The sequence below is a fragment of the Actinosynnema sp. CA-299493 genome, assembly GCF_050946825.1.
Classification (GTDB): domain Bacteria; phylum Actinomycetota; class Actinomycetes; order Mycobacteriales; family Pseudonocardiaceae; genus Actinosynnema.
In genome coordinates this window covers 7,589,832-7,616,145 of sequence record NZ_CP191993.1, presented here as the reverse complement: position 1 = coordinate 7,616,145, position 26,314 = coordinate 7,589,832, and the positions used below count along the sequence as shown (strand labels likewise).

Below are 26,314 nucleotides of genomic sequence, written 5' to 3'. Positions count from 1 at the left end.
CGCGGTGGTCGACCCGGGCCGGGGTGCTACTCGCCCTTCTGCCCGTCCGCCAGCTCGCGGAGGAAGTCGAGGTGGCCGACGTGCCGGCCGGTCTCCTGCACCAGGTGGGCGAGGACCCAGCGCACGGTGCGGCCGTTGCCGTCGTGGTCGCCCCTGGTGCGGTCGTCCGGCCCGAGGCCCTTGAGCGCGGTGTCCGACCGCTCCCACTCGGCGCGGTACTCGGCGATCACCGACTCCACCGTGTCGCCGTCGTGCAGGAGCCACGACGCGTCCGCGTCCTCGCCCCACAACGACGGCAGCTCGACGCCGCCCGCCTCGATCGACAGCCACCACCGCTCCACCGCCGTCAGGTGCCGCAGCACGCCGAGCGCGCTCACCACCGGTGACGTCGGGATCGGCGTCGCCGAGGCGTCCGCCCAGCTCAGACCCTCCACCTTCGACACGGCGGTCAGTCGCAGGAAGGTCAGGAACCCGGTCAGCAGCCGCAGCTCGTCGGGGGCGGCCGCGGCGGGCCACACGCGTTCGTTCGAACTCATGTTCGGCACCTTAGCCCCTGCGGTACCACCGCGGTGACGTGGTGACCGGTGGCTCCAGCGCCGCCGCGCGCACCACGAGGACGTTCGGCCCCGACCGCGCCGCGCAGTCGTCCAGGCGGGACCGGAACCCGTCGCCGAAACCGTCCACAGCGGACGCCTCCGCGCCGGAGCCCCGGGCCGGCGCCACGAAGTCCGGCGACCGCAGGTCCACCCCGAACGGCTCGTGGCCGGACCGCGCCTGGTCGTGCCGGACGCCGACCAGCCGGATGCCGGAGGTCCGCAACGCCTCCCACAGGGGCGGGTTGCGCACACCGGCAGCCCGAACACGACCTCGACGCCGTGCGCGGCCGGCACACCCGGCAACCGCTCCGCCCCGCTCACCACGCGCCAGACGCCGGGGACGCGCCGCCTCGCGGGCAATGCTGCGCTATCGTCGGAAGCGGCGTGCGTGAGCAGACGTGAGGCTGGAGCCACTCCCCGGCAACGGGTGGCAGATCCGCCGCGGGGTGGGGGCACCCCTGCTCATGGAGTACCACCGAAGACCGTTGACCGACGCGTGTCGCGTCCTTGTCACGCCGAGCCGGGCGGCGGGAGCGAGGACTGCCATGGCGCGATCGTCGTTGACCGAGCAGCTGGTCGACCTACGCCGGAGCTACACCGGAGAGAACCTCACCCAGGCCGTGCCCGCGGTGAAGGCAGTGCTGCACGACCTGCCCGACGACCGCCGCGCACGCGTGGTCGACGCGCTGCGCGGCCAGGCCGACGTGCGCGGCCTGTTCCTGCCCGACGCCGAGGGCGACGACCAGCGCGCGCTGGAGTGCGTGGTGCTGAAAGCGGGTCTGGACGCGGGAATGCACCTGCAACTGCGCCCGCCCGCGAGCATGCTGCGCCCGGCGCACGCGTTCCGGGCCGTGGAGCCGGGCGGGCGCCTGCGCGTGCACCTCGCCGAGCACGCCCTCGGACCGCTGCTCTACGAGCTGCTGCCGCGCCACGACGAGTCGTGGGTGGCGGGCGTGGCCGGTCTGCGCGTCGTCCACCACCCGCGGTCGGTGGAGCTGCGGCTGGTCGGGCTCGACGCGGCGGTGCACCTCGCGGGCGTGGACGAGCGGGCCTGGGCGGACGGCCTGAAGTACGTGCGCAACCTGATCGAGGGCCGTGACCTGGGCGGCACGTTCATCGAGGGCCCGCTCGCCCCGGTCGAGCGGGACCACCTGGCCGGGACGCCGCACCCGACGGGCGTGGGCAGCGCCGTGCTGCGCCGGTACCACCTGTTCAGCGCGGCGCCGTGGTTGCGCGCGCTGGCGCAGGGCGACCGGTGGTGGTTCGAGTGGCCCGCGAGCCTGGGCGTGCCGACGGTGGCCGACCGGCTGCTGCACCCGGTGTTCGGCCTGCCCGGAGCTGTGGAAGTTCCCAGTGCCGGCGGCGGCCTCGGCGTGTCCACCGGCTGGTACGACCTGTTCCTGCGCGAGGTCGACGGCCCGGACCCCGACCACGAGGAGGCGCTGGCCGCGATGGAGTGGCCTAAGGGCGTCACGGGCTGGTGGGAGCCGCCGCAGGCGGTCGGGTGAGCCGACCTCCCCGGGTGGGTGACACCCGCCCGGGGAGGTGCCCGCCCCGGCGTTCGGCCGAACGCCGGGGACGCGCCCACCCCCGGCGTCCGGCCGAGCGGGCGCGTCCGAACCGACGAAGTCCCCACCGGTGGCCGCGATCACGGCATAACCGCGCGGACCGGGCGGTGCACGCCGGTAGACTGCGGTTTCGTCCGACGCGACCGCGTCGAGCCGCCGTCAGAGTGTCAGGAGGACCCCGGTGACCCATCAGGCTGCCGAGGCCCAGCCCGAGGTCGCGCCCCGGCGCGTGCTCGTGGCCGAGGACGAAGCCCTCATCCGCCTCGACCTGGTCGAGATGTTGCGCGAAGAGGGGTACGAGGTGGCCGGGCAGGCCGCCGACGGCGACGAGGCGGTCACGCTGGCCACCGAGCTGCGGCCCGACCTGGTCATCATGGACGTGAAGATGCCCAAGGTCGACGGCATCGAGGCCGCGTCGGTGATCGCCGGCAAGCGCATCGCGCCGGTCGTGATCCTGACCGCGTTCAGCCAGCGGGACCTGGTGGAGCGCGCGCGTGACGCGGGCGCCATGGCCTACCTGGTCAAGCCGTTCGCCAAGCGCGACCTGGTGCCCGCGATCGAGCTGGCGATGAGCCGGTTCGCCGAGTTGCAGGCGCTGGAGAACGAGGTCGCCGGGCTCACCGAGCGGCTGGAGACGCGCAAGGTGGTCGAGCGCGCCAAGGGATTGCTGATGACCAAGCAGGGTCTGTCGGAGCCCGAGGCATTCCGCTGGGTGCAGCGCACCGCGATGGATCGGCGCACCACGATGAAGGCCGTGGCGGAAGCCGTCATCGAAAACTTCGGGTGACTATCCGGCGAGTGATACCCGTTCGAGTATCGGACGCTCCGCCGGTCATTCTCGGTTACTGCACGCATTGACCTTGTGACCTGCGGCGATTTGAGCTGGATTTAAGGTGGTTAACATCGGGGCATTTTCCGGTGACTACCGTCACGATGTGGACACAGAGCAGTAAGACCACCTGTTCAGCGAACTCAACTGAAGCTACGTTCCCTCCCTAACCCAAGCCCTCGTGTGAGGGCTCCGCCTACCGGCGGGATGGTTGGTGTCATGGGAGGTATTCCGGTGTCAGGAGCACGACTCGGCCGAGTTCTGGCGCTGGCGGCGGCTTCGTCGCTGGTGCTCGCGGCTTGTGCCGGAGGCGGCGGCGGTGGCGAAGCGGGTGGCGACGTCACCTCGGTCAAGATCGGGTTCATGGGTGACCTCACCGGCGAGAACGCGGCGATCGTGATCCCGCCCCGGAACGGTGCGGTGATGGCGGTCGACGAGTACAACGCCAAGAACCCCAAGATCAAGATCGAGCTGGTGCAGTACGACAGCCAGGGCAAGGCCGACCAGGCCACCTCGCTGATCACGAAGGCCATCACGCAGGACAAGATCGTGGCCCTCATCGGCCCGGCCTTCTCCGGTGAGTCCAAGGCCATCGGCGGCCAGCTGGAAGAGGGCAAGATCCCCAGCGTCTCGCCGTCGGCCACGAACCCCGGCCTGGCGCAGAACGGCTGGACCTACTGGCACCGCGTCGTGGCCAACGACGCCGACCAGGGCCCCGGCATCGCGGACTTCCTGGTGAAGGCGAAGAGCCCGAAGAAGGCGTTCGTCCTGTCCGACGACCAGGAGTACAGCGTCGGCCTGGCCGACGCCGTCGCCCAGTCGTTCGAGAAGTCGAACGTCACGGTCGAGCGGGACAAGTTCTCCAAGGACGCGTCCGACTACTCGTCCACGGTCACGAAGGTCGCCGCGTCGAACCCCGACGTGATCGTCTTCGGCGGTTACTACGCGCAGGCCGGCCGGCTGCTCAAGCAGCTGCGCGACGGCGGTGTCAAGGCCATCTTCGCCTCCGGTGACGGCTCGCTCGACCAGCAGCTCGTCACGGGTGCGGGCGCCGAGGCCGCCGAGGGCGCCGTCCTCGCCTGCCCGTGCAACATCCCGACGCCCGACGTGACCGGCGCGCTGAAGACGTTCTTCGACAACTACAAGAAGAGCGCCAACGTCGAGCCCGCGATCTACGCGACCGAGGGCTACGACGCCGCGACGTCGTTCATCAAGGCCGTCGAGGCGGGCAACACCACCGGCGAGAAGATCAACGAGTTCCTGAAGGGCGTCAGCTTCGAGGGCGTCTCCAAGCCGATCAAGTTCAAGGCGAACGGCGAGCCGGAGAACAACGCGATCTTCATCTACCAGGTCGTCGACGGCAAGGTGAAGCTGCTGGGTGCCGCGGAGGAAGCGAAGCTCGAGGGCTGATCCGGGACGGATCAGGTAAGCAAGCTGGTGCGCTGGGGAGCGGGAGTGTCGTGGGAACGACAGCTCCCGCTCCCCACCCCTATGGCGAAGTTCTCTCCCCGCCCGTCTCGTGAGGCAACCTGTCATGCTTGATGATTTCCTCAACCAGTTCCTGCCCAGCACGGTGGGCGGACTGGTGTTCGGCTCCATCTACGCGCTCATCGCCCTCGGCTACACGATGGTCTACGGCGTGCTGCGTCTGATCAACTTCGCGCACTCCGAGATCTTCATGATCGGCACGTTCACGTCGCTCGTGGTGATCACCGCGATCGCGCCCGCGGCGCCGCTGACCGGGATCGCCCTGTTCGGCGTGATGCTGTTGATCATCGTGGCGTCCGCGGCGGTCTCCGGCGGCGCCGCGATGCTGCTGGAGGTGGTGGCCTACCGGCCGCTGCGCAGGAAGGGCGCGACCAGGCTCACCGCGCTCATCTCCGCGATCGGCGCGTCGCTGTTCCTCTCGGAACTGTTCGCCCTGGTCATCATCCCCTGGTTGACCGGCAACGCCGGGCGCAACCAGCAGTCCGCGCCGCGCATCGTCGACCGCGACACGGTCTTCACCATCGGCAACGCGGCGGTGCGCACCGACCACATCATCGTCGTGGTCGCCGCGGTCATCATGATGATCGCGCTGGACCGCCTGGTCAACAAGACGAAGATCGGTCGCGGCATCCGCGCCACCGCCCAGGACCCCGAAGCCGCGGTGCTCATGGGCGTCAGCATCGACAACATCGTGCGGGTCACGTTCCTGCTCGGTGGCGCGATGGCCGGCGTCGCGGGCGCGCTGTATTTGATGGAGTTCGAGAACACCGTCTTCAACGTCGGTTTCGTGCTCGGCATCAAGGCGTTCACCGCGGCGGTGCTCGGCGGTATCGGCAACCTGCGCGGCGCGCTGCTCGGCGGTATCGTGCTCGGCCTCATCGAGAACTGGGGCGCGATCTTCCTGGGTTCGGAGTGGAAGGACGTGATCGCGTTCACCGTGCTGGTGGTCGTGTTGATGTTCCGCCCGACCGGCATCCTCGGCGAATCCCTGCAGAAGGCCCGCGCATGAAAGGCAACGGAGTGACTGGCAACGCGAATCCGTTGAGGCGCGTCGGCGCCCTGTTCGACGGCGCACGCGACTGGTGGGAACGCGCCAAGACCTGGCAGCGGTTCGTCGTCTACATCGGCGCGCTCGTGTTCGCGCTGATCCTGCCCGCGCCGTGGATCGGCTCGTTCATGTCGCCCGGCGCGGACTGGACGACGGTGCTGATCTACCCGATCGGCACCTACATCCTGCTGGCGATCGGCCTGAACGTGGTCGTCGGCCAAGCCGGCCTGCTCGACCTCGGTTTCGTCGCGTTCTTCGCCATCGGCGGCTACACGCTGGCCTACTTCGCCACCGAGCACGGCTGGTCGTACTGGCCGACGGTGGTGTTCGGCATCTTCCTGGCGGCGGTCTCGGGCGTCATCCTCGGCGCGCCGACGCTGCGGCTGCGCGGCGACTACCTGGCGATCGTGACGCTCGGCTTCGGTGAGATCATCCGCATCACCGCGAACAACACCGACGAGATCGGTGGCGCGCGCGGCATCCCCAACATCCCGCACCCGACGGACATGCCGGCCATCGGCCTGGACTTCGGCGTGCTGCCCGCGCCGTACTACTACCTGATGGTCGCCGCGATCGTGGTGGTGATCGTCTTCTCGGTGCGGTTGCAGAAGAGCCGCGTCGGCCGCGCGTGGGCGGCGATCCGGGAGGACGAGGACGCGGCCGAGCTGATGGGCGTGCCGACGTTCAAGTTCAAGCTGCTCGCGTTCGCGATCGGCGCCATGATCGGCGGTCTGGCCGGCGGCATCTACGCGGGCAAGGCCGTGTTCATCGAGCCGGGCACGTTCCCGTTCATCCTGTCCGCGACCATCCTCGCCGCGGTCGTCCTCGGCGGCGCGGGCAACCTGCCCGGCGTCATGCTCGGCGCGTTCGTCATCGCCTGGCTGCCCGAGCGGTTCCGCGAGGTCGACTGGCTGAAGGAAGCGCTGGGCAAGGACCCGGCCGAGTACCGCATCCTGCTGTTCGGCGGCGTGCTGGTGCTGATGATGGCGTTGCGGCCGGAGGGCCTGCTGCCCTCCCGCAGGCGCAAGGCCGAACTGCACGAGGGCACCGGCGGCATGGGCGCCCTGGGCGCCGAGGTCGCCGGTCCGGACACCGATGTCTCGACGGAGGCGGCCAAGTGAGCACTCCCGTCCTTCAGCTGGACAACGTGACCATGCGCTTCGGCGGCGTGGTCGCGCTCCGCGAAGCGAAGATCAGCGTCGGCGAGGGCGAGATCTTCGCCCTCATCGGGCCGAACGGCGCGGGCAAGACCACGGTGTTCAACGTGGTCACCGGCGTCTACCAGCCCACCGAGGGCCAGGTGCTGTTCAACGGCGCCCGGATCGACGGCACCAAGCGGTTCAAGATCACCAAGCTGGGCATCGCCCGCACGTTCCAGAACATCCGGCTGTTCCACAACATGTCGGCGCTGGAGAACGTGATGGTCGGCGCGGACGCGCACCACAAGACCGGTGCGGTCGGCGCCACGCTCGGCCTGCCCTGGCACCGCAAGGAGGAGAAGCGCGGCCGCGAGGTGGCCCGGGAGCTGCTCGACTTCGTCGGCATCCCCGGCCGGATGAGCGAGACCGCGAAGAACCTGCCCTACGGCGACCAGCGGCGGCTGGAGATCGCCCGCGCGCTGGCCACGGACCCGAAGCTGCTGCTGCTCGACGAACCGGCGGCCGGCATGAACCCGGCCGAGAAGGAGTCGCTGCAAACGCTGATCCGCAAGATCCGCGACAGCGGTCGGACCGTGCTGCTGATCGAGCACGACATGAGCCTGGTCATGGGCGTCAGCGACCGCGTGGCGGTGCTGGACTTCGGCCAGCTGATCGCAGAAGGGCTCCCGCAAGAGGTGCAGAGCAACCCGAAGGTCATCGAGGCGTACCTGGGGGTGTCCGAAGATGCTTCTTGAGCTCAAGGACATCCACGTCCACTACGGCAAGATCGCCGCGATCAAGGGCATCAGCCTCCAGGTCGAGGACGGTGAGATCGTCTCGCTGATCGGCGCCAACGGCGCGGGCAAGACGACCACGCTGAAGACCATCTCCGGGTTGCGCCCGCTGACCAGCGGCCAGGTGCTGTTCAACGGCGAGGACATCTCGAAGATGCCCGGCCACAAGCGGGTCATCGCCGGCATCGGCCAGTCACCGGAAGGCCGCGGCGTGTTCCCCGGCATGACGGTGCAGGAGAACCTGCTGATGGGCGCCTACACCCGCAAGGACGCGCTCGACGCCGACCTGGCCGAGGTCTACGAGCTGTTCCCGCGGCTGGCGGAGCGCAAGAGCCAGTTCGGCGGCACCATGTCCGGCGGCGAGCAGCAGATGATCGCCATCGGCCGGGCGTTGATGACCAAGCCGAAGGTGCTCCTGCTCGACGAGCCGTCGATGGGCCTCGCGCCCATGCTCATCGCGCAGATCTTCGAGATCATCAAGGAGATCAACAAGCGCGGCACGACCGTGCTGCTGGTCGAGCAGAACGCGCAGCAGGCGCTGAAGCTCTCCGACCGCGCGTACGTGCTGGAGACCGGCCGGGTCGTGAAGAGCGCGCCCGGCCCGGACCTGCTGGACGACCCGCAGGTGCGCGCGGCGTACCTCGGCGGTCACTGAGCCCGGGGTCCCGCCGGCCCGGCCCTCGACGGCCGCGCCGGCGGGACCCCGGTGCCCGGCTCGGGGCCGGACCGGCCGGTGGGCCCCTCGGTACCTGGCTCGGGGCTGGCCGGGCGGCGGCACCCCGGCCCTCAGGGCTGGGTCAGCGGGATCTCGGTGCTCGACTCGTCCTTCAGGTCGGTCAGCGTCGGCCCCCCGTACACCCGCAGGGCCAGCGGCTTCGCGTCGGTGGGCAGGTCGTAGTAGACGTCGTACTCCAGGCGCACGTTCGCGCCCAGGTCGATGGTCTCCGGCTGCCGCTTGATCGTCATCGCCTGCGAGTCCGCGGTGTGCTCGACGTCGTGGTCGTCGAGCAGCACGTGGCGGCGGGCGTCGAACGACACGCTGCTGCGGCCGTTGTTGATCACGCTCATCCGGATCCGGACGAACTGGCCCTTGGCGTGGAACTCCGCGTGGCTGCCGATCAGCGTCGGCACCTCCGTGGTCAGGCCCACCAGCGTGAACGCCGTGTCGCCGTCCGCGGTGGTGGGGATCTTGAGCGGCTTCTCGTCCGGCCGCACCGTCTGCGCGGGCACCGGGTACGTCGCCGCCGACGTCGCGGTCGTCTGGGTCCCGGCCACGACCGGGGTGCCACCGCACCCGGCCGCCGCCAGCACCACGGCCATCACCAACACCACACGCCGCACGGCCACCTCCGACTCACCGGGTCCCCCTGCATTGCACACCTCGGTCGACCGAACCGCACCTTCACACCTTCGGTTGGTCTTTCTCCCGGACGTCCTTGAGGAAGCACGTCAGCCGGGCCGTGCAGGCGCGCCGGTCCTGCTCGTCGGTGATCACGATCTCGTAGGTGGCGGTGCTGCGACCGCGGTGGATCGGCGTGCACACCCCCGTGACGACGCCCTCGGCGACGGCCCGGTGGTGCGTGCAGGACAGCTCCAGCCCCACGGCCAGCCGCTCCGGCGCCGCGTGCATGGCCGCGGCGATCGAGCCGAGCGTCTCCGCCAGCGCCGCGTTCGCGCCGCCGTGCAGCAGCCCGTACGGCTGGCGGTTGCCCTTCACCGGCATCGTCCCGACCAGCCGGTCGGCATCCCATCGGGTGATCTCGATGCCCAGCTTCGAGGTGAGCTGCTCGTGGGCGGCGGCCTGGTCGGCGCCGGGGATGTCCTCGGGTGCTGGTGTCACGTGTTCTCCAGTCGGTGCTGCCAGCCTGTGCGGTGCTGTCGGACCCTCACCCTAGACTCGGCCCGTGAGCACTTCAGAAGCCTCCCGCCTGCTGCTGGTCGACGGCCACTCCATGGCCTACCGCGCCTTCTTCGCGCTGCCCAAGGAGAACTTCCAGACGGGCACGGGCCAGACCACCAACGCGGTCTACGGCTTCACGTCGATGCTCATCAACCTGCTGCGCGACGAGAAGCCCACGCACATCGCGGTGGCGTTCGACGTCTCGCGCAAGACGTTCCGCACCGAGGCGTACGCGGAGTACAAGGCCGGTCGCAGCGAGACCCCGGACGAGTTCCGCGGCCAGGTCAGCCTCATCGAGGACGTCCTGGGCACGCTGAACGTCCCGGTGCTGTCCAAGGCCAACTTCGAGGCCGACGACCTGATCGCCACGCTCACCACGCAGGCCACGGCGCTGGGTTTCGAGGTGCTGATCTGCACCGGCGACCGCGACGCGCTGCAACTGGTCACGGACAAGGTGACGGTGCTGTACCCCGTCAAGGGCGTGTCCGAGATGGCCCGGTACACCCCCGGGCTGGTGCTGGAGAAGCAGGGCGTGCCGCCCGAGCTGTACGCCGACTACGCGGCGGTGCGCGGCGACTCGTCGGACAACCTGCCGAACACGCCCGGCGTCGGACCCAAGACCATCGTGAAGCTGCTCACCCAGTTCGGCTCGCTGGGCGGGCTGATCGACCACGTCGACGAGGTGCCGGGCAAGGTCGGCGACGCGCTGCGGGCCAACCTGGCCAACATCATGCTGAACCGGCAGCTCACCGAGCTGGTGCGGGACGTCGAGCTGCCCCTGGGCCCGGCGGAGCTGGAAGCCAGGCCGTGGGACCGCGACGCCGTGCACCGGCTGTTCGACGAGCTGGAGTTCCGGGTGCTGCGGGACCGGCTGTTCGCGACCCTGCCCACCGCCGAGCCGGAGGCCGAGGAGGGCTTCGCGGTCAGCGGCGGCCCGGTGGCGGTCGGCGGGGTGGCCGAGTGGCTCGACGCGCACGCGCGCTCGGGCCGGGTCGGCATCGCGTTCCGCGCCTCGGGCGGCGACCTGGAGGGCCTGGCGCTGGCCGCGATCGGCGGCGAGGGCGGGTACGTCGAGGTCGCGTCGCTGACCGAGGCCGACGAGAACGCGCTGGCCGCGTGGCTGGCCGACGAGTCGGTGGCCAAGGCGGCGCACGACCTGAAGCTGCCGCTGCGGGCGTTGCGGGCGCGCGGCTGGACGCTGCGCGGGGTGAGCAGCGACACGGCGCTGGCCGCCTACCTGGTGCGGCCGGGCCAGCGGTCGTTCGCGCTGGACGACCTGGCGCTGCGCTACCTCAAGCGCGAGCTGCGGGCCGAGGAGCCGGACGACGGGCAGCTGTCGCTGCTGGCCGACGAGGAGGAGGAGCGGCAGAAGATCGCGCAGGCGGCGATCGTGCGGGCGTTCGCGGTGGTGGAGCTGGCCGACGCGCTGGACGTGGAGCTGGTGAACACCGGCCAGGAGTCGCTGCTGGCGAGCCTCGAACTGCCGCTGATGGTGGTGCTCGACGACGTCGAGGCGGTCGGCATCGCGATCGACACCGAGCACCTCGCGGCGTTGGAGGCGCACTTCGCGGCGGGGGTGAAGCAGGCCGCGCAGGACGCGTACTCGGTGATCGGCAAGGAGATCAACCTCGGCTCGCCCAAGCAGCTCCAGACGGTGCTGTTCGACGAGCTGAACATGCCGAAGACGAAGAAGACCAAGACCGGGTACACCACCGACGCGGACGCGTTGCAGAGCCTGTTCGAGTCGACCGAGCACCCGTTCCTGCAGCACCTGCTCGCGCACCGGGACGTGACCAGGCTGAAGTCGACCGTGGACGGGCTGCTCAAGTCGGTGGCCGACGACGGCCGCATCCACACCACGTTCCACCAGACGATCGCGGCCACCGGGCGGCTGTCGTCCACCGACCCGAACCTGCAGAACATCCCGATCCGCACCGACGAGGGCAGGCGCATCCGCGAGGCGTTCGTGGTCGGGCCGGGTTACGCCGAGCTGATGACCGCGGACTACAGCCAGATCGAGATGCGGATCATGGCCCACCTGTCCGAGGACGCGGGCCTGATCGAGGCCTTCCGCAGCGGCGAGGACCTGCACACGTTCGTCGCGTCGCGCGCGTTCTCGGTGCCGACCGCGGAGGTCACCGCCGAGCAGCGCCGCCGGGTGAAGGCGATGTCGTACGGGCTGGCCTACGGGCTGTCGGAGTACGGGCTGGCGCAGCAGCTGCGGATCTCGGCGGCCGAGGCGCGGGAGCAGAAGGAGGCGTACTTCGCCCGGTTCGGCGGGGTGCGCGACTACCTGCACGCGGTGGTCGAGGACGCGCGGAAGAAGGGCTACACCGAGACGATCCTCGGCCGCCGGCGCTACCTGCCCGACCTGACCAGCGACAACCGGCAGCGCCGCGAGATGGCCGAGCGCATGGCGTTGAACGCGCCGATCCAGGGCAGCGCGGCGGACATCATCAAGGTCGCGATGCTCGGCGTGTTCCGCGCGTTGGAGGAGTCGGGCCTGCGGTCGCGGATGCTGCTCCAGGTGCACGACGAACTGGTGCTGGAGATCGCCGAGGGCGAGCGCGAGCAGGTGGAGGCGCTGGTCCGCGCGGAGATGGGCGGCGCCTACCGGCTGTCGGTGGCGATGGAGGTCTCGGTGGGCGTCGGCCGTTCCTGGGACGCCGCCGCGCACTGAGCCGGGCAGCACCGGGTCGGGCAGCACCGGGTCGAGTGGCGTCGGGTCGGGCAGCGTCGGGTCGCGCCGGGCGGGACTGGGTCGCGCACTGACGGCGGTCGGGGCGTCACCCACCGATGGCTGCGGACAGCCGTACTTCGCTCCGCCGCTTCGAGGAGTCATCATTCCCCCAGGTGGAGGGGGTGGCCATGACCGGCAATCCGGTGTTCGGCGGTACTGCCCGGTGGTCTCGGTTGTTCCTCCCGATCGGCGTGTTCCTCGCGCTCTTCGGCGTGCTGAACGCCGTCGAACTGCCGTTGGGCTGGAAGGACCGGCAGCAGCAGGTCGGCCGGTACCTGGACGCCACGCTCGGGCTGGGCGCCGACTGGGTGCTGCCGGTGATCTGGTTGGTCAAGGTCGTGGAGCTGGCGCTGGGCCTGGTCGCCGTGGCCGCCGTGCTGCGGCGCAGCACCCGGTGGCTCACCGCGGCCGTGGTCGGCTGGCTCGGGTGGTTCACCGCGTTCACCGCCATGGACGTGTGGGCGGCCGACCGCGCCGAGCTGCAGGAGCACACGGTCTACTTCGTCATGTTCGCCGTGCTGCTCGGGCTGATCTTCGTCGTCTCGGCCGTGGAACAGGTGCTGGCCTCACGCACGTGAGTCGCGCAGCGGCGTGACGCGCACGTCCCGCGCGGTCAGCTCCGCGCCGCACTCCTCGCACGACACGTGCACGCCGATGTCGCCGCCGCACGCGCGGTGGTGCACCTCGAACGACGGGCCCTCGGCCGGCGACATCCAGCGGTCGCCCCACTTCCGCAGCGCCATCAGCACCGGGTAGAGCTCCAGCCCCTTCTCGGTCAGCCGGTACTCGTACCGCGTCCGCACGTCCTTGTACGCCTCGCGGCGCAGGATGCCCTCCTCGACCAGCGTGCCGAGGCGCTCGGTCAGCACGCTGCGGGAGATGTCCATCTCGGTCTGGAAGTCCTCGAACCGCCGCGTGCCCAGGAACGCCTGCCGCAGCAGCAGCAACGTCCAGCGCTCGCCCAGCAGGGCGGCGGGCAGCGAGAGGGTGCACAGCTCGTCGGCGACCTTCACGTGGGCCATGCCCACTGACGATACGCCTTGCGTTCGGAAAACGAATCCAGCTAGGGTTCGGAATCCGAACTCAAGGGGCGTCCGCCATGAAGGTCCGTGAACTGCACGCCGCCGAGGCGGGCCACGCCGTCGACGCGGTCTTCCACGGCCTGTCGCCGCGGAGTCGCTACCTGCGCTTCCACGCCCCGGTGCCCCGCCTCACCGGGTCCATGCGCCGCCGGCTGACCGACCTCGACGGCCACCGCAAGGTCGCCGTCGTCGCGGAGTGCCACCACGCGCCGGTCGGCATCGCCCGCCTGATCGCCACGGGCGAGGACACCGCGGAGATCGCCCTCGCCGTGGTGGACCCGTGGCAGCGCAAGGGCGTCGGCACCGAGCTCATGACCGCCCTCGGCAGGTTGGCCGCGGACCTGCGCTACGCCGAGCTGCACGGCGACGTGCTGGGGGAGAACCAGGCGATGCTGCGCCTGGTCGCGCGGGTGTTCCCCGGCGCGCGCCTGACCCGCGAGGACGACGACGTCATCCGGGTCCGCTATCCGTTGAACTACCAGTTGACCCACGAAGACCTGGTGGCCGACCTGCGGTGGTGAGCAGAATGGGGCGCATGCGACGGATCTTCGGGTTGGCGCTCGTCCTGGTGCTGCTGGCGCCACCGGCCGCGGCGTCGACGCCGCCCGGTGACCAGCCACTGCCCGGTTACACGTTCGCCAACCCGCCGTTGCCCCCCGCGCAGGTCGGCGGCGAGCCGTCCCGCGTGCTCCAGGGCGTGCACGAGCACGCGGCCTACACGATCGAGGCGCCGCCGCGCTGGAACGGTCGCCTGGTCATGTGGGCGCACGGCTACCGGGGCGCGAGCACCGTGCTCACCGTCGACCCGCCCCAGTTCGGCCTGCGCCAGAAGCTGCTCGACCAGGGCTTCGCCTGGGCCGCGTCCAGCTACTACGCCAACAACTACGACGTGAGGGCCGGCGTGCTGAGCACGCACGCCCTGGCCAGGCACTTTCGCGGACTGGTCGGCAAGCCCCGCGAGACGTTCATCGCGGGCGTCTCCATGGGCGGGCACGTCATCGGCCGGTCGCTGGAGCAGTTCCCCGGTTTCTACGAGGCCGCGCTGCCGCTGTGCGGCGTGCTCGGCGACCAGGAGCTGTTCGACTTCATCCTCGACTTCAACCTCACCGCGCAGGCCGTCAGCGGCGTCCACGCCTGGCCCGCGCCGGCCGACTACCTGACCGCGGTGGTGCCGCGCATCCAGGCGGAGCTCGGGCTGACCGGCACGCCGAACGAGCGCGGCGCGCAGTTCACCTCGGTCGTCACCAACCGCAGCGGCGGCCCCCGGCCCGGCGCGGCGCCCTCGGTCGCGTACTGGAAGGACTTCCTGTTCCGACTCGCGACCACGTCGTCCGGCGAGGGGTTGGCGACGAACCCGGGTCAGCTCGCCACCAACGTCCTCACCCGGTACGAGCCGAACGCGCCGGTCGACGTCAACCGCGAGGTCCGGCGCGTGCCGCCGGCGAACGTGAAGGCCCGCCTCACGCCGACGCTGACCGAGGTGCCGCGCATCGCCGGCCGGCCGACCGCGCCGGTGCTGTCGCTGCACGACCTCGGCGACCTGTTCGTGCCGTTCTCGATGGAGCAGCTCTACGAGCGGGACGTCGAGCGCAACGGCCGCGGCCACCTGCTCGTGCAGCGGGCGATCCGCGCGACCGGCCACTGCGAGTTCAGCCCGACCGAGGTCGGCACGGCCTGGGACGACCTGGTGACCTGGGCCGACACCGGCCGGCGGCCCGCCGGCGACGTGGTGGACGACCCCGCCGTCGTCGCCGCGCCGGACTACGGCTGCCGCTTCAGCGACCCGGCCGCGCACACCGCGCCCAACAACACCCGCCGCCTCTTCCCGGCCTGCTAGGCGGCCTTCCGCAGCGCGGGCCCACCCCGATCGGCAGCGTCAGCGGTCGCGCACCCGAGGTCGTGCTCGCGGTGCCGCGCAGGCACTCGGCGTCGCCGACCACCGGGTGGGATCGCGCTCTTGACGCCGCGCGGTCCGGGCGGGCTAGCGTGGTGGAAAACGCTTACCAGGAGGTGTGCATGGCACGCAGGCGCTACGCGGTCGTGGGCGCCGGCGCCCGCGCCGAGCTGCACGTCGACGCGATCGTCGGGCACCCGGAGCAGGGGGAGCTGGTCGCGTTCTGCGACGTCAACCGCACCCGCATGGCCGTGCACAACGATCGCCTCGACCGGCCCGTGCCGACCTACGCCGCCGAGGACTTCCTGCGGATGGTCGAGGCCGAGCGGGTCGACGTCGTGGTGGTCTGCACGGTCGACCGCCACCACGACACCTACATCGTGGAGGCGCTGGACGCGGGCTGCGACGTCGTCACCGAGAAGCCGATGACGGTCGACCCGGCGGGCGTCGGCAAGGTCTTCGACGCGGTCGAGCGGACCGACGGCCGGGTCACCGTCACGTTCAACTACCGGTACAACCCGGTGCACGAGAAGGTCCGCGAACTGCTGTCCGGCGGCGCGGTGGGCGAGATCGGCTCGGTGCACTTCGAGTGGCTGCTCGACGTGCGCCACGGCGCCGACTACTTCCGCCGCTGGCACCGGGACAAGGCGAACTCGGGCGGCCTGATGGTGCACAAGGCCACCCACCACTTCGACCTGCTCAACTGGTGGGTCGACTCGGTGCCGGAGGTCGTGTACGCGCACGGGCGGCTGTTCTTCTACGGCGACGAGAACGGCGAGCGCCACGGCCTCCGCCGGCCCTACGACCGGGTGCACGGCGCGCCGGAGGCCCAGGACGACCCGTTCGCGCTGCACGTCGGGCGCGACGGGTGGCTGCGCCGGCTCTACCTCGACGCCGAGCACGAGGACGGCTACCACCGCGACCGGAACCCGTTCGCGCCCGGTGTGTCCATTGAGGACGACATGTCCGTGCTGGTGCGCTACGCCAACGGCGCGAACCTGACCTACCACCTCACGGCCTACTCGCCGTGGGAGGGCTACCGGCTGATGGTCAACGGCAGCCGCGGCCGGCTGGAGCTGGAGGTCGTGGAGAACAGCTGGGTCAGCGGCCAGCGGCCCGCCGTGCACGGCAAGGAGGCCAACCCGGAGGAGGGGCACGTCCGGCTGACCGTGCAACCGCTGTTCGGCCGGGCCGAGGAGGTGCCGCTGGCGGCCGGTGGCGCCGGGCACGGCGGCGCGGACGCCCGGATGACCGAGGTGCTCTACGGCCCGCCCGGTCAACCGGACCCCCTGGGTCGTCGCGCCACCCACCGTGACGGTGCGTTGTCGCTGGCCACCGGCTTCGCGGCGAACCGCAGCTTCGAGACCGGCGAACCCGTGCGCGTGGCGGAGTTGCTCGACGTCGGTTGGCGGTAGCCTGGCTCGGTGCCGCTCCTGGGACCAGCCGACGAGTTGCCGCACCCGCCGCGCCGGGTGCTCGTGGCCGGCACGTCCGGCGCCGGGAAATCGACCCTGGCCAGTCTCGTCGCACGCGCCCTCGGGTTGTCCTATGTGGAGATGGACTCGCTGTTCCACGGTCCACAGTGGACGCCCAGGCCGGAGTTCGAGGCGGACGTGCGGCGGTTCGTCAAGGGCGAGGCGTGGGCCACCGAGTGGCAGTACCGCGTGGTGCGGCCGGTGCTGCTGGCGCACGCCGACACGCTGGTCTGGCTGGACCACCCCCGGCACGTGGTGATGCGGCGGGTGACGGCGCGGACGGTGGTGCGCCGGCTGCGCCGTGAAGAGCTGTGGAACGGCAACGTCGAACCGCCCCTGCGCACGGTGTTCACCGATCCGGAGCACCTGTTGCGGTGGGCGTGGAAGTCGCACACCCGCACCGGCGAGCGGGTCGGGGCGGTGCTCCGCGGGGAGCACGCCGACCGGCTCGCGGTGGTGCGGCTGCGCGGGCAGCGTGAGGTCGACCAATGGCGGTCCGGCCCGTTGCGACGGGCGGCGGAGCGCGGCGAGGAGTCGGTGCGATGAGCGAGCGGACGGCGTTGGTCCTGGGTGGCACCGGGATGCTGAAGGGGTGCGCGGACGAGCTGCTGGCGCTGGGCTGGCAGGTCGTGCTGCCCAGCCGGCGGCCCGAGCGCGTGCTGGGCCGCGTGGCGAGGGCGGCCCTGCGCGGAGGCGGCCACGTGCCCCACGTGAGCAGCGCGCGAGGAGCGCGGGTCGCCGTGGCGGCGGACTGGGCCAGACCGGCGGAGCTGGCCGACCGGGTCCGGGACGTGGTCGACCGGCCCGCCGACCTGCTCGTGGCCTGGGTGCACGAGAGCTACCGGGACGCCGTGCTGCGCGCCGTCGCCCCCCTGCTCGCCCCGCACGCGCCGGTGGTCGAGGTGCACGACAGCGGCACCATCCACGCCGTGCGCGGCGTGCCCGACCCGGCCCTGGACGGCCACCCGACGCAGCAGGTCGTGCTGGGTTTCGCCCGGCACGGCGGCGGCATCCGCTGGCTCAGCCACGAAGAAGCCTCGGTCGGTGTCCTCGACGCCGTCCACCGCGCCCTGGACGGCAAGGCGCCCTCGGTGCACCAGGTGGGCGAGGTCGACACCTGGAGCGCACGGCACTAGCCCGGCCGCCGACACACCGCTCGATGCGGGTTCACCGTGCGCGTTCGGTGCGATACTCCGCGTGCCGAATCGGCCGCGGGAGGTGCGCATGAAGCCGGGGTTGTCCACGAGCCGATCGCCGGCGGAAGCCGACCGTTCCAGACCCTCGCCCGCCGACGCGGTCGTCACCGCCATCGAGCAGGTGATCGCCGAGTGGCCCGACGACGAGCCGCCGATCACGGTCGCCGTCACGGGGTGGGACACGGGCGGGCGGCCGGACATCGCCGACCTGCTCCGGGAGCGGCTGCCCGCGCGGTCCCACGTCCTCTGCTCGTTCGACGCGGCCGACTGGGAAGGGGACGCCCGACCGGCCGGCGCGCTGCTGGCGCGCGGCGTCGCGCGTGCCGCCGGACAACGCCGGAACTGGGTGCGCCGCGCGTTCCAGCCGATCTCCGTCGAGATGAGCTCACCGCGGACGCGGCGGCGGCGCAAGGTCCTCGCCGGTGTGGTGTCGGCGTTCATCGCGGTGGGTGTCGTCGCGCTGCCAGACGTGCGCGCCGCCGCCTTCAGCCTCGCCGGGAAAGGTGGCCCGATCGGCGAGATCGCGGCACAGGCCGTCCGCTCCCCGGTGGTGGCCGCCGTCCTGCTCGCCCTGGTGTTCTGGGTCGTGCTCGGCCGCGCGTGGACCGCGACGACCGCGGTCGCCCGGTTCGCCGCGAGCGTCCGCGACGAAGCCACGAAGGGCACGTTCGAGGAGGTCCGCGAGCAGTTGACCAGGCTCATCCGCCAAGCGCTGCGCGCCCGCCGGCACGGGCGCCGGTTCGTGGTCGTCGTGCGGAACATCGACCGCTGCGGCGGCGACTTCGTGCTCGACCTGTGCGAGAAGGCCAAGAAGATCGTCCGGGCCCCCGGTGTCGTGCTGGTGTTCCTCGGCGACCTGAGGACGATGGAGGAGGCCGCGGTCCGCAAGACCGGGCTCCCGGTGGAATCCGCGCACGCCCGCCGCCTGGGCCGCCGGCACGTGCGGAACCTGATCCCCAACGTCGTGGCGCTGCCGCACGCGACGAGCGACGAGGTGTGGGAACGGTGAGCCGGACGTGACGCTGGACATCCTGCTGGCGACCACCGATGGGGCCATCGCCCAGGACATCAGGAACTTCATGGCCCCCCTGGCTGCGGTCATCATCGGTGTCATCGGGTTGAAGTACCTGTACGGGGATCAGCGGAGCCTCGCCGGGTTCTTCGGCTTCCTCGTCCTCGGCGTGGTCGTCTACTCCCTCATCAAGTACGGCGACGTCCTCCTGGAATCGCTGGGCGGGGTGTTCCGCGGCTGGGCCGAAGGCGGCGAGGCACTGCCCGTCCACGCACTGCCCGTCGCGGCGGCGGTCCTCATCGGGGTCGCGGCACTGGCGTTCGCGGTCGTGCTCCGCCCGAACCGGGCCTCCGCGCCGGCGGCGGAGGGCGGGACGTCCGCGACGGCCGCCGACGAGCCGCCGGCCGAGGTCCGGCGTGCCACCCGTGAAGACCGGACCCAAGCCGCGTGGACGGCCTTGCGGGACTGCGCGCCGAAGCACTCCGACCCGGTCGACGTGGACCGCTGGCGCAAGCAGGTCCGGCTCGCCGTGGTGGTGGCGGTGGAACGGGGTGTCTTCGACGCGGGGTCGCCCGTCACCCCGGCCCACCTCGCCAAGTGGGTGGTGCTCCGCGACCTGTGGCCCGATGTCGTCGACCGGCTGTGGACGGATGACGGTGTGCTGCGGTCGTTGGAGGAGTCGCCGGACGCCGGGGACGAGGATGACGAGGCGCTCGTGCGGTTCCTGCGCACCAAGCCGCGGTTGCACCCGGTGGTGCGGAACCTGCTGCACATGGTCCCGTCGGTCGACCCGAGGTAGCCGCTAGCCCGGCCGCAGGCCCCGCACCAGCGACAACACCGATTCGCGCACGTCGGCCTGGCTGCGTTCGGGCTGGAAGACCTGCCAGTCGAGCGCGGTCACCAGCAGCGTGCCGAACAGCGCCGCCGACGCCGTGCCCACCTGCACACCGTCGGGCAGCCGGCCCGCGTCGGACAGCCGCTGCATCTGACCGCGCACGATGGACACGATGTCGTCGCGCAGCAGGCTCAACGTGCCGTGCCACTGGCCGGGCGTGCGCCACAGCTCCGACACCAGCAGCTGCCCGAACGCGGGGTACTCGGCGAAGAACCCGAGCATCCCGTCCACCAGCGATTCCATCGCCGCGGCCGTCTCGGACTCCTCCTCGGCGACCTTGAGCCGGGCGGCCAGCAGGTCGACGCCGTGCCGCAGCAGCGCGTCCACCAGCGCGTCCTTGCTGGCGAAGTTGTAGTAGACGGTGCCCTTCGCCACGCCGGCCTCGGCGGCGATCTCGTCGACGGTGACACCGGCCGCGCCCCGTTCGCCGACGAGCCGCAGCGCGGCGTCGAACAGCTTCTGCTTGGTCACGGCGGTGCGGCCGGGGCGCGCGCCGGTCACAGGACCAGTTCCGGCTTGAGGCGGCTGGGAGTCCACACCCGCTGCTTGTACGCGGCGAGCGTCGCCAGGGCAAGGCCCGCCGCCAGGTAGCCGACCAGGATCAGCGCGTCCCGACCGACCCCGCCCAGCGACCCGCCGTACATGAGGTGCCGCAGGCCGTCCACGGCGTAACCCATGGGCAGCCCGTAGTGCAGCGGGTACAGCGGCACGGGGATGGTCTGCCACGGGAACGTGCCGCCCGCGCTGACCAGCTGCAGGATCAGCAGGACCAGGCCGATGAACTTGCCGACCGCGCCGAACAGGGCGTTCAACGCGTGCAGCACGGCCACGAACGTCGCCGACACCAGCAGCAGGAACGCCAGCGCGCCCACCGGGTGCGACGGCCGGATGTCCACCACCAGCGTGACCACCGCGTACATCACCACGACCTGGGCCGCGCCGAGCAGCGCGCCGGGCAGCCAGCCGCCCACCGCCACCCGCAACGGCGACTGCCCGGCCGCCAGTCCCCGCCTGGACAGCGGCTTGAGCAGCAGGAACAGCACGAACGCGCCGATCCAGGTGGCCAGCCCGAGGAAGAACGGCGCCAGGCCCGCGCCGTAGCTGCCCGCCGACGTCTGGCTCACCCCGCGCACGTTCACCGGGTCGCCGATGTTCTGGGCGGTCGACTCGCGGGTCGGGTCGTCGGGGTCGGGGATCTGCGCGACGCCCTGGTCGAGCCCGTCGCGCAACTGGTTCGCGCCGTCCACGAGCTGCGCCTCGCCGTCGCGCAACCGCACCGCCCCGTCCCGGAGCTGAGCCGCGCCGGACGACACCTGCGCCGCGCCGTCGTTCAGCCGGGTGACGGCGCCGGTCAGCGCGGGCGTGCTCGCCGCGAGCTGCGCCGCGCCGTCGGAGACCTGCTTCGCGCCGTTCGCCAACGTGCGCAGCTGCCCGGCGGCGCCCTGCACCTTGGCGTTGGCGTCGTCCACCGGCTTGCGCACGTCGCCCACCGCGGCCAGCACCCGCTGCACGTCGGCCTCGGCCAGGCCCAGCGCGCGCAGCTTCGCCGCCAGCTCGCCGTTGGCCGCGTCCAGCCGGTCGACCAGGTCCTGCGCCTTGGCGGCGTAGTCCTCGGCGGTGGCGGCGACCGCCTCGTTGCCGTCGGCGACCTGCTCGGCCCCGGCCGCGAGCTGCTGGGACTTCACCGGCAGGTCCGCGGTCGAGTCGCGCAGCTGCGTCAGCCCGGCCGACACCTGCGCCGCGCCGTCGGCCAGCGGGACCGACCCGTCGGCGAGCTGCTGGGCGCCGCTGTAGGCGTCCTGCTGGCCGGCCGCGAGCTCGGTCGCGCCGTCGGCGGCCTCGGCGGTCTTCTGCCGGATCGTGGAGAAGCCGAGCAGCAGCTTGTCCGCCGCCTCCGAGCCGACCTTCACCGACACCGACCGGCGCACCTCGGCCACCACCTGGTTGGCGATCGTGGAGCCGAGGTAGTTGTTCGCGTCGTTGGTGGTCAGCAGGATCACGCCCTGGCGCGGCGTGAAGTCGCCGGACGACAGCAGGGCCTGCGAGAAGTCCTCGGGCAGGGTCAGCGCGAACGTGTAGGTCCCGTCCCGCACGCCCTGCTCGGCCTGCGCCGCGTCCACCCGGCGCCAGTCGAACTTGTCGCCGCCCACCAGCTCCTCGGCCACCTCGCGGCCCGCGTCCAGGCGCGTGCCGTCGCTCGCGGTCGCGCCCTCGTCCTCCACGACCAGCGCGGCGGGCACCTGGTTGAGGTGCGCGTACGGGTCCTTGTTGGCGTAGAGGTAGAGCGCCGCGTAGAGCAGCGGCACCAGCGTCAACGCCAGCACCGCGAGCTTGGGCAGCGTGCCGGAGGTGATCCGGCGCAGCTCGTTGAACGCCATCCGCAAGGCGGTCACTCGGACTCCTCGTCGAGGTTGTCGGCGTCGGGGGCGCCGTCGTCCGCGCCGGTGTTGTCCGCGCCGATGCGCGCGACGGGCACGTCGAGCACGCCGAGCACGGCGGCGCTGGTGGTGGTGCACAGGACGACGACGGACCGCTCGGGCGTCACGTGCCGGCGCGCCAGCTCCAGCCACCCCTCCGGGTCGCCGTGGTAGCGGTCGGGGCTGTCCAGCACCAGGGTCGTCGCGCCGGGGCGGCCCGCGGCCAGCTCCAGCATCAGCGCGCACCGGGTGGCCGCCGGGACCTGCTCGAACCGCTGGTCCAGGTGTTCGTCCGCGCCGCGCTCGACCAGCCAGTCGGCCACCGCCTTGCGCCCGCTGCGCGCCCCGTTCACGGCCAGCTCCTCGCCGACCACGCCGGCCAGGGGCAGCGACGCCTCGGGCTCGCTGACGTCGGGTGAGTCGACCAGCACGACGTGCCGGCGCAGCTCGGCGGCGGAGGGGGAGACCTCGCCGGTGCTCGGGCGCATCCGGCCGGACAGCACCAGGCCCAGCGCGGTGTGCCCTGCGCCCGGATCACCGGCGACCAGCACCAGCCCACCCGGCTCCACCAGCAGTGACGTCGGCTTGAGCAGCGGGCCGTGCGGCCCGGTGACGCCGACGCGCCGAGCGTGGATGCGCACCGTCGGACCTCCTTTTGAACTGACCAGTCAGTTCAAATAGTGGCCCGACCGAGGAATCCTCGCAACTCGACGCGGTGTGGCACCCGGCGCAGCGGTGCGCCTCCCGGCGCGGCGCCTGGCGCGGTCGTGTGACACCTAGCGCAGCGCCCCGGCGGGGCGGACCTCCCACATCGTCCACAGTGGACGATAACCCTGGCGCGGCCAGAACACCGAGGACAGCGGGTTCGGCGGGTTGTAGTACAAGTAGGTGCCGACGGTGCCCAGCCGGTGCAGCTCGCGGTGCGCGTGCGCCATCAGCTGACGACCCACCCCGGTGCCGCGGGCGCCGGGCATCACGGACACGCAGTTCACGTAGCCCCAGCGGCCGTGCGGCAGCCTGGTCGCGGTCCAGTTGCCCGGCTCCGACGTCACCAGGGCGCACTCGGCCAGCGCCACCGCGATGCCGTCCCGCTCGGCCAGCCACGCCGGACCGCCCGAGGCCAGCCGCTCGGCCAGGGTCCGCCGCTTCAGCGTCACCGCGTCCGGCCGGTGCACCGTCGAGCCCACCAGGGACGAGTAGCGCAGCTCGGCCAGCGCCAGGGCCAGCACCGTCTCCAGGTCGGCCGGCGTGGCCCGGCGGATCGTCACCGTGCCCGTCGCCGGCGGGGGAGGGGCCTGCCGCACCGCGACCACGGTCAGCGGCACCAGGCCGTGGTCCAGCAGCGCCCTGGTCGCCTCGGCGTCCCGGCTCGGCCACGTCAGCACGCACGCCGAGTCGCGGTCGGCCGGCCCGAGCAGGTCGAGCCGCTTGCGCCAGGCGCGCAGCAGCGCGTCCATGCCCGCCGCGCCCGCGTTGCCCAGCAGCGGCGTCAGCTCCCACACCTCGGTGGCCGACCACAGCCGGGCCGGCGACCGCCGGTCGTGCACCTGCCGCTGCAGCACGCCCGCGACCCGGGTCCCGTCCGGCAGCGCCGCGGTGATGACGTCGCCGTCCGGCGGCGCGACCGCCGGCGGCAGCAGCGGGTCGACGCTCGCGAAGCGCGCGCTCTGCGCCTCCATCAGCCCTTGACCGACGGCCATGCCGGGCAGGTTACGGCTTCCGGGCGCGGAAGATCGCGGTGCCCGGGAACAGCCGGCCGCGCAGCGGGCTCCACTGCCCCCACGTGCGGGTGTGCCCGGCGGGCCACTCCGGCTCCACCACGTCCACCAGCTCCAGGCCCGCGCCGACCAGCGCCCGCACGTAGTCCCCGGTGGTCCGGTGGTGCTCCACGTACGTCGCCCGGCCCGAGTCGTCGACCTCCACGTACGGCGTCCGGTCGAAGTACGACTGGGTCACGGTCAGCCCACCCGGTCCCGGGTCGTCCGGGAAAATCCACCGGATCGGGTGAGTCACGGAGAACACCCACGGCGCGCCCGGCCGCAGCACCCGCGCGACCTCGCCGAAGACCTCGCCCACGTCCGCCACGAACGGCACCGCGCCGAACGCCGAGCAGGCCGCGTCGAAGCTGCCCGAGGCGAACGGCAGCTGGTCGGCGCTGGCCTGCACCAGCGGCACGGCCACGCCGGTCGCCGCGTTGGCCGCCACCGCGTGCCGCAGCATCCCGGCCGAGAGGTCGAACGCCACCGCGTGCGCGCCCCTCGCGGTCAGCCACCTGGCGCACGGCGCGGAGCCGCAGCCGACCTCCAGGACGCGACGTCCGCGCAGGTCACCGAGGTAGCCGGCGTCTTCCTCGCGGACGCCCTCGGGGCACCACACGAAGTCCGCCGCGCCCAGGAAGTCGCCGTGCTCGGCGTGGTAGTCGTCGGCGTCGGCGTCCCACCACACGCGGTTGGCCGCGCGCGACTCGGCCGCGTCGACGCCCCGCTTGGCGATGCCGGTGGTGCCGAGCGCCAGTTCGGCGCTCGCGTGCTGGTCGGACACACTGCTCCATTCAAGTGTGCCGGTTTGCCCGGCGGGCTCCCGGCCGCGTACGATATCGCCCGCGTAGTGGGTTCGCGCTGTCCTCGATCGGTGATCACTGCAAGTCGGTCTTCGTGGGGGGCGTGCCCTCCGCGTAGTGTTGAAACCCGCAGGCCACAAACCCCAATCCGTACCGGAGCCACCTACCTAATGTCCACCGACACCACCACTGTCCCGGTTGCCGCTGCGCCGAAGCAGGTCGCCATCAACGATATCGGGACGGAGGAGGACTTCCTCGCCGCTATCGACAAGACGATCAAGTACTTCAACGACGGCGATATCGTCGAGGGCACGATCGTCAAGGTCGACCGGGACGAGGTCCTGCTCGACATCGGCTACAAGACCGAGGGCGTCATCCCCTCGCGCGAGTTGTCGATCAAGCACGACGTCGACCCCAACGAGGTCGTCAAGGTTGGTGACGAGGTCGAGGCGCTTGTTCTCCAGAAGGAGGACAAGGAAGGTCGGCTGATCCTCTCCAAGAAGCGTGCTCAGTACGAGCGCGCCTGGGGCACCATCGAGGCGCTCAAGGAGAAGGACGAGCCCGTCAAGGGCACGGTCATCGAGGTCGTCAAGGGCGGCCTCATCCTGGACATCGGCCTGCGCGGCTTCCTCCCCGCCTCCCTCGTGGAGATGCGTCGCGTCCGCGACCTGCAGCCCTACGTCGGCCGCGAGCTCGAAGCGAAGATCATCGAGCTGGACAAGAACCGCAACAACGTGGTCCTGTCCCGCCGCGCGTGGCTGGAGCAGACCCAGTCCGAGGTCCGCAGCGAGTTCCTCAACCAGCTGCAGAAGGGCCAGGTCCGCAAGGGCGTCGTGTCCTCCATCGTCAACTTCGGCGCCTTCGTGGACCTGGGTGGCGTGGACGGCCTCGTGCACGTCTCGGAGCTGTCCTGGAAGCACATCGACCACCCGTCCGAGGTCGTCGAGGTCGGCCAGGAGGTCACGGTCGAGGTCCTGGACGTCGACATGGAGCGCGAGCGCGTGTCGCTGTCGCTCAAGGCGACGCAGGAAGACCCGTGGCGCCAGTTCGCCCGCACCCACGCGATCGGCCAGATCGTGCCGGGCAAGGTCACCAAGCTCGTCCCGTTCGGCGCGTTCGTCCGGGTGGACGAGGGCATCGAGGGCCTGGTCCACATCTCGGAGCTGGCCGAGCGCCACGTCGAGATCCCGGAGCAGGTCGTGCAGGTCGGCGACGACGTCATGGTCAAGGTCATCGACATCGACCTGGACCGCCGCCGCATCTCGCTGTCGCTCAAGCAGGCCAACGAGGGCTTCACGGTCGACTCCGAGTTCGACCCGACCCAGTACGGCATGGCCGCCGAGTACGACGACCAGGGGAACTACATCTACCCCGAGGGCTTCGACCCGGAGACCCAGGAGTGGCAGGAAGGCTTCGACAAGCAGCGCGAGGAGTGGGAGCGGCAGTACGCCGAGGCCCACACGCGCTACGAGGCCCACATGAAGCAGGTGGCCAAGGCCGCCGCGGCCGAGGAAGAGGCCGCCGGGGAGACGAACTACTCCTCCGGTGGCGAGGCTCCGGCCGCCGTGACCTCGTCCAGCACGGGCGCCCCGGCTCAGGCCGGCGGCACCCTGGCCAGCGACGAGCAGCTGGCCGCGCTCCGCGAGAAGCTGTCGGGCGGCGCCTGAGCAGCACCGGTCGG

Annotated in this window: 27 protein-coding genes; 17 read left to right on the top strand and 10 right to left on the bottom strand. The window is 71.6% G+C overall.

Annotation, left to right across the window (positions count from 1 at the left end; genetic code table 11):
* Window positions 1-26: 26 nt before the first annotated feature.
* Window positions 27-536: a DinB family protein gene (locus ACQPYE_RS32160; protein ID WP_498716808.1), complete on the bottom strand. Its 510-nt coding sequence runs from the start codon at window positions 534-536 to the stop codon at window positions 27-29.
* Window positions 537-546: 10 nt separating this feature from the next.
* Window positions 547-846 (bottom strand): hypothetical protein, encoded by a 300-nt coding sequence (locus tag ACQPYE_RS32155; RefSeq protein ID WP_498716806.1) that lies wholly within the window; start codon window positions 844-846, stop codon window positions 547-549.
* A gap of 295 nt (window positions 847-1,141) precedes the next feature.
* On the opposite strand from ACQPYE_RS32155, the gene ACQPYE_RS32150 reads away from it, so the two are divergent.
* From ACQPYE_RS32150 to ACQPYE_RS32120, 7 genes are all read left to right on the top strand, one after another.
* The gene (locus ACQPYE_RS32150) at window positions 1,142-2,104 is read left to right on the top strand and encodes a hypothetical protein (protein ID WP_498716804.1); all 963 of its coding nucleotides are present in this window, start codon (window positions 1,142-1,144) and stop codon (window positions 2,102-2,104) included.
* Window positions 2,105-2,345: 241 nt separating this feature from the next.
* Complete coding sequence (locus ACQPYE_RS32145) at window positions 2,346-2,951, top strand: ANTAR domain-containing response regulator (RefSeq protein WP_053718528.1); 606 nt, start codon at window positions 2,346-2,348, stop codon at window positions 2,949-2,951.
* A gap of 276 nt (window positions 2,952-3,227) precedes the next feature.
* The gene (locus ACQPYE_RS32140; protein WP_498716801.1) at window positions 3,228-4,403 is read left to right on the top strand and encodes a branched-chain amino acid ABC transporter substrate-binding protein; all 1,176 of its coding nucleotides are present in this window, start codon (window positions 3,228-3,230) and stop codon (window positions 4,401-4,403) included.
* A gap of 124 nt (window positions 4,404-4,527) precedes the next feature.
* A complete protein-coding gene (locus ACQPYE_RS32135) occupies window positions 4,528-5,490 on the top strand; it encodes a branched-chain amino acid ABC transporter permease (RefSeq protein WP_498716800.1) in 963 nt (320 codons plus the stop codon).
* A complete protein-coding gene (locus ACQPYE_RS32130) occupies window positions 5,487-6,650 on the top strand; it encodes a branched-chain amino acid ABC transporter permease (protein ID WP_498716798.1) in 1,164 nt (387 codons plus the stop codon). Before ACQPYE_RS32135 ends, ACQPYE_RS32130 begins: the two co-directional genes overlap by 4 nt.
* Window positions 6,651-6,682: 32 nt before the next feature.
* Window positions 6,683-7,423: an ABC transporter ATP-binding protein gene (locus ACQPYE_RS32125; protein ID WP_498723029.1), complete on the top strand. Its 741-nt coding sequence runs from the start codon at window positions 6,683-6,685 to the stop codon at window positions 7,421-7,423.
* Complete coding sequence (locus ACQPYE_RS32120) at window positions 7,413-8,117, top strand: ABC transporter ATP-binding protein (protein ID WP_498716796.1); 705 nt, start codon at window positions 7,413-7,415, stop codon at window positions 8,115-8,117. The genes ACQPYE_RS32125 and ACQPYE_RS32120 overlap by 11 nt, the downstream gene beginning before the upstream one ends.
* A 131-nt stretch (window positions 8,118-8,248) precedes the next feature.
* Here ACQPYE_RS32120 and ACQPYE_RS32115 read toward each other — a convergent pair whose 3' ends face one another.
* Both ACQPYE_RS32115 and ACQPYE_RS32110 read right to left on the bottom strand, forming a co-directional pair.
* Complete coding sequence (locus ACQPYE_RS32115) at window positions 8,249-8,803, bottom strand: DUF4352 domain-containing protein (protein WP_498716795.1); 555 nt, start codon at window positions 8,801-8,803, stop codon at window positions 8,249-8,251.
* Between the two features lie 61 nt (window positions 8,804-8,864).
* On the bottom strand, window positions 8,865-9,302 hold the full coding sequence (locus ACQPYE_RS32110; protein ID WP_498716794.1) for a hotdog fold thioesterase: 438 nt from the start codon (window positions 9,300-9,302) through the stop codon (window positions 8,865-8,867).
* 64 nt (window positions 9,303-9,366) lie between these two features.
* Between ACQPYE_RS32110 and polA the strand changes: the two genes are divergently transcribed.
* Both polA and ACQPYE_RS32100 read left to right on the top strand, forming a co-directional pair.
* Window positions 9,367-12,042, top strand: a complete 2,676-nt coding sequence (gene polA / locus ACQPYE_RS32105; RefSeq protein WP_498716792.1) for a DNA polymerase I — start codon at window positions 9,367-9,369, stop codon at window positions 12,040-12,042.
* Window positions 12,043-12,230: 188 nt separating this feature from the next.
* Window positions 12,231-12,680, top strand: a complete 450-nt coding sequence (locus ACQPYE_RS32100) for a hypothetical protein (protein ID WP_498716791.1) — start codon at window positions 12,231-12,233, stop codon at window positions 12,678-12,680.
* On the opposite strand, the gene ACQPYE_RS32095 is transcribed toward ACQPYE_RS32100, so the two are convergent.
* Entirely contained in the window at window positions 12,669-13,124 is a 456-nt protein-coding gene (locus ACQPYE_RS32095; RefSeq protein ID WP_498716789.1) for a winged helix-turn-helix transcriptional regulator, read from the bottom strand. The genes ACQPYE_RS32100 and ACQPYE_RS32095 overlap by 12 nt on opposite strands.
* A gap of 77 nt (window positions 13,125-13,201) precedes the next feature.
* On the opposite strand from ACQPYE_RS32095, the gene ACQPYE_RS32090 reads away from it, so the two are divergent.
* From ACQPYE_RS32090 to ACQPYE_RS32060, 7 genes are all read left to right on the top strand, one after another.
* A complete protein-coding gene (locus tag ACQPYE_RS32090) occupies window positions 13,202-13,705 on the top strand; it encodes a GNAT family N-acetyltransferase (RefSeq protein ID WP_498716788.1) in 504 nt (167 codons plus the stop codon).
* A gap of 14 nt (window positions 13,706-13,719) precedes the next feature.
* Window positions 13,720-15,021 carry a hypothetical protein gene (locus ACQPYE_RS32085; protein WP_498716786.1) on the top strand — a complete coding sequence of 434 codons (1,302 nt, stop codon included), beginning with the start codon at window positions 13,720-13,722 and terminating at the stop codon, window positions 15,019-15,021.
* Window positions 15,022-15,200: 179 nt separating this feature from the next.
* A complete protein-coding gene (locus ACQPYE_RS32080) occupies window positions 15,201-16,493 on the top strand; it encodes a Gfo/Idh/MocA family protein (protein WP_498716785.1) in 1,293 nt (430 codons plus the stop codon).
* Between the two features lie 9 nt (window positions 16,494-16,502).
* Window positions 16,503-17,099, top strand: coding sequence for a P-loop NTPase family protein (locus tag ACQPYE_RS32075; protein WP_498716784.1), 597 nt, complete (start codon window positions 16,503-16,505; stop codon window positions 17,097-17,099).
* The gene (locus ACQPYE_RS32070; protein ID WP_498716782.1) at window positions 17,096-17,689 is read left to right on the top strand and encodes a Rossmann-fold NAD(P)-binding domain-containing protein; all 594 of its coding nucleotides are present in this window, start codon (window positions 17,096-17,098) and stop codon (window positions 17,687-17,689) included. The genes ACQPYE_RS32075 and ACQPYE_RS32070 overlap by 4 nt, the downstream gene beginning before the upstream one ends.
* Window positions 17,690-17,777: 88 nt before the next feature.
* On the top strand, window positions 17,778-18,758 hold the full coding sequence (locus ACQPYE_RS32065; protein WP_498716781.1) for a serine/threonine-protein kinase: 981 nt from the start codon (window positions 17,778-17,780) through the stop codon (window positions 18,756-18,758).
* Between the two features lie 7 nt (window positions 18,759-18,765).
* A complete protein-coding gene (locus ACQPYE_RS32060) occupies window positions 18,766-19,560 on the top strand; it encodes a hypothetical protein (protein ID WP_498716778.1) in 795 nt (264 codons plus the stop codon).
* Window positions 19,561-19,563: 3 nt separating this feature from the next.
* Here ACQPYE_RS32060 and ACQPYE_RS32055 read toward each other — a convergent pair whose 3' ends face one another.
* The 5 genes from ACQPYE_RS32055 to ACQPYE_RS32035 all read right to left on the bottom strand — a co-directional run bounded on the left by ACQPYE_RS32055 (window position 19,564) and on the right by ACQPYE_RS32035 (window position 24,614).
* Entirely contained in the window at window positions 19,564-20,157 is a 594-nt protein-coding gene (locus tag ACQPYE_RS32055) for a TetR/AcrR family transcriptional regulator (RefSeq protein WP_498716776.1), read from the bottom strand.
* Window positions 20,154-22,049, bottom strand: coding sequence for a YhgE/Pip family protein (locus ACQPYE_RS32050; protein WP_498716775.1), 1,896 nt, complete (start codon window positions 22,047-22,049; stop codon window positions 20,154-20,156). The genes ACQPYE_RS32055 and ACQPYE_RS32050 overlap by 4 nt, the downstream gene beginning before the upstream one ends.
* Window positions 22,046-22,714: a P-loop NTPase family protein gene (locus ACQPYE_RS32045; RefSeq protein WP_498716773.1), complete on the bottom strand. Its 669-nt coding sequence runs from the start codon at window positions 22,712-22,714 to the stop codon at window positions 22,046-22,048. Before ACQPYE_RS32045 ends, ACQPYE_RS32050 begins: the two co-directional genes overlap by 4 nt.
* Before the next feature lie 135 nt (window positions 22,715-22,849).
* Window positions 22,850-23,773, bottom strand: a complete 924-nt coding sequence (locus ACQPYE_RS32040) for a GNAT family N-acetyltransferase (protein WP_498716771.1) — start codon at window positions 23,771-23,773, stop codon at window positions 22,850-22,852.
* Window positions 23,774-23,783: 10 nt separating this feature from the next.
* The gene (locus ACQPYE_RS32035) at window positions 23,784-24,614 is read right to left on the bottom strand and encodes a class I SAM-dependent methyltransferase (protein WP_498716770.1); all 831 of its coding nucleotides are present in this window, start codon (window positions 24,612-24,614) and stop codon (window positions 23,784-23,786) included.
* A 189-nt stretch (window positions 24,615-24,803) separates the two neighbouring features.
* Between ACQPYE_RS32035 and rpsA the strand changes: the two genes are divergently transcribed.
* The gene (gene rpsA, locus ACQPYE_RS32030) at window positions 24,804-26,300 is read left to right on the top strand and encodes a 30S ribosomal protein S1 (RefSeq protein ID WP_498716768.1); all 1,497 of its coding nucleotides are present in this window, start codon (window positions 24,804-24,806) and stop codon (window positions 26,298-26,300) included.
* The last annotated feature ends 14 nt before the right edge of the window (window positions 26,301-26,314 follow it).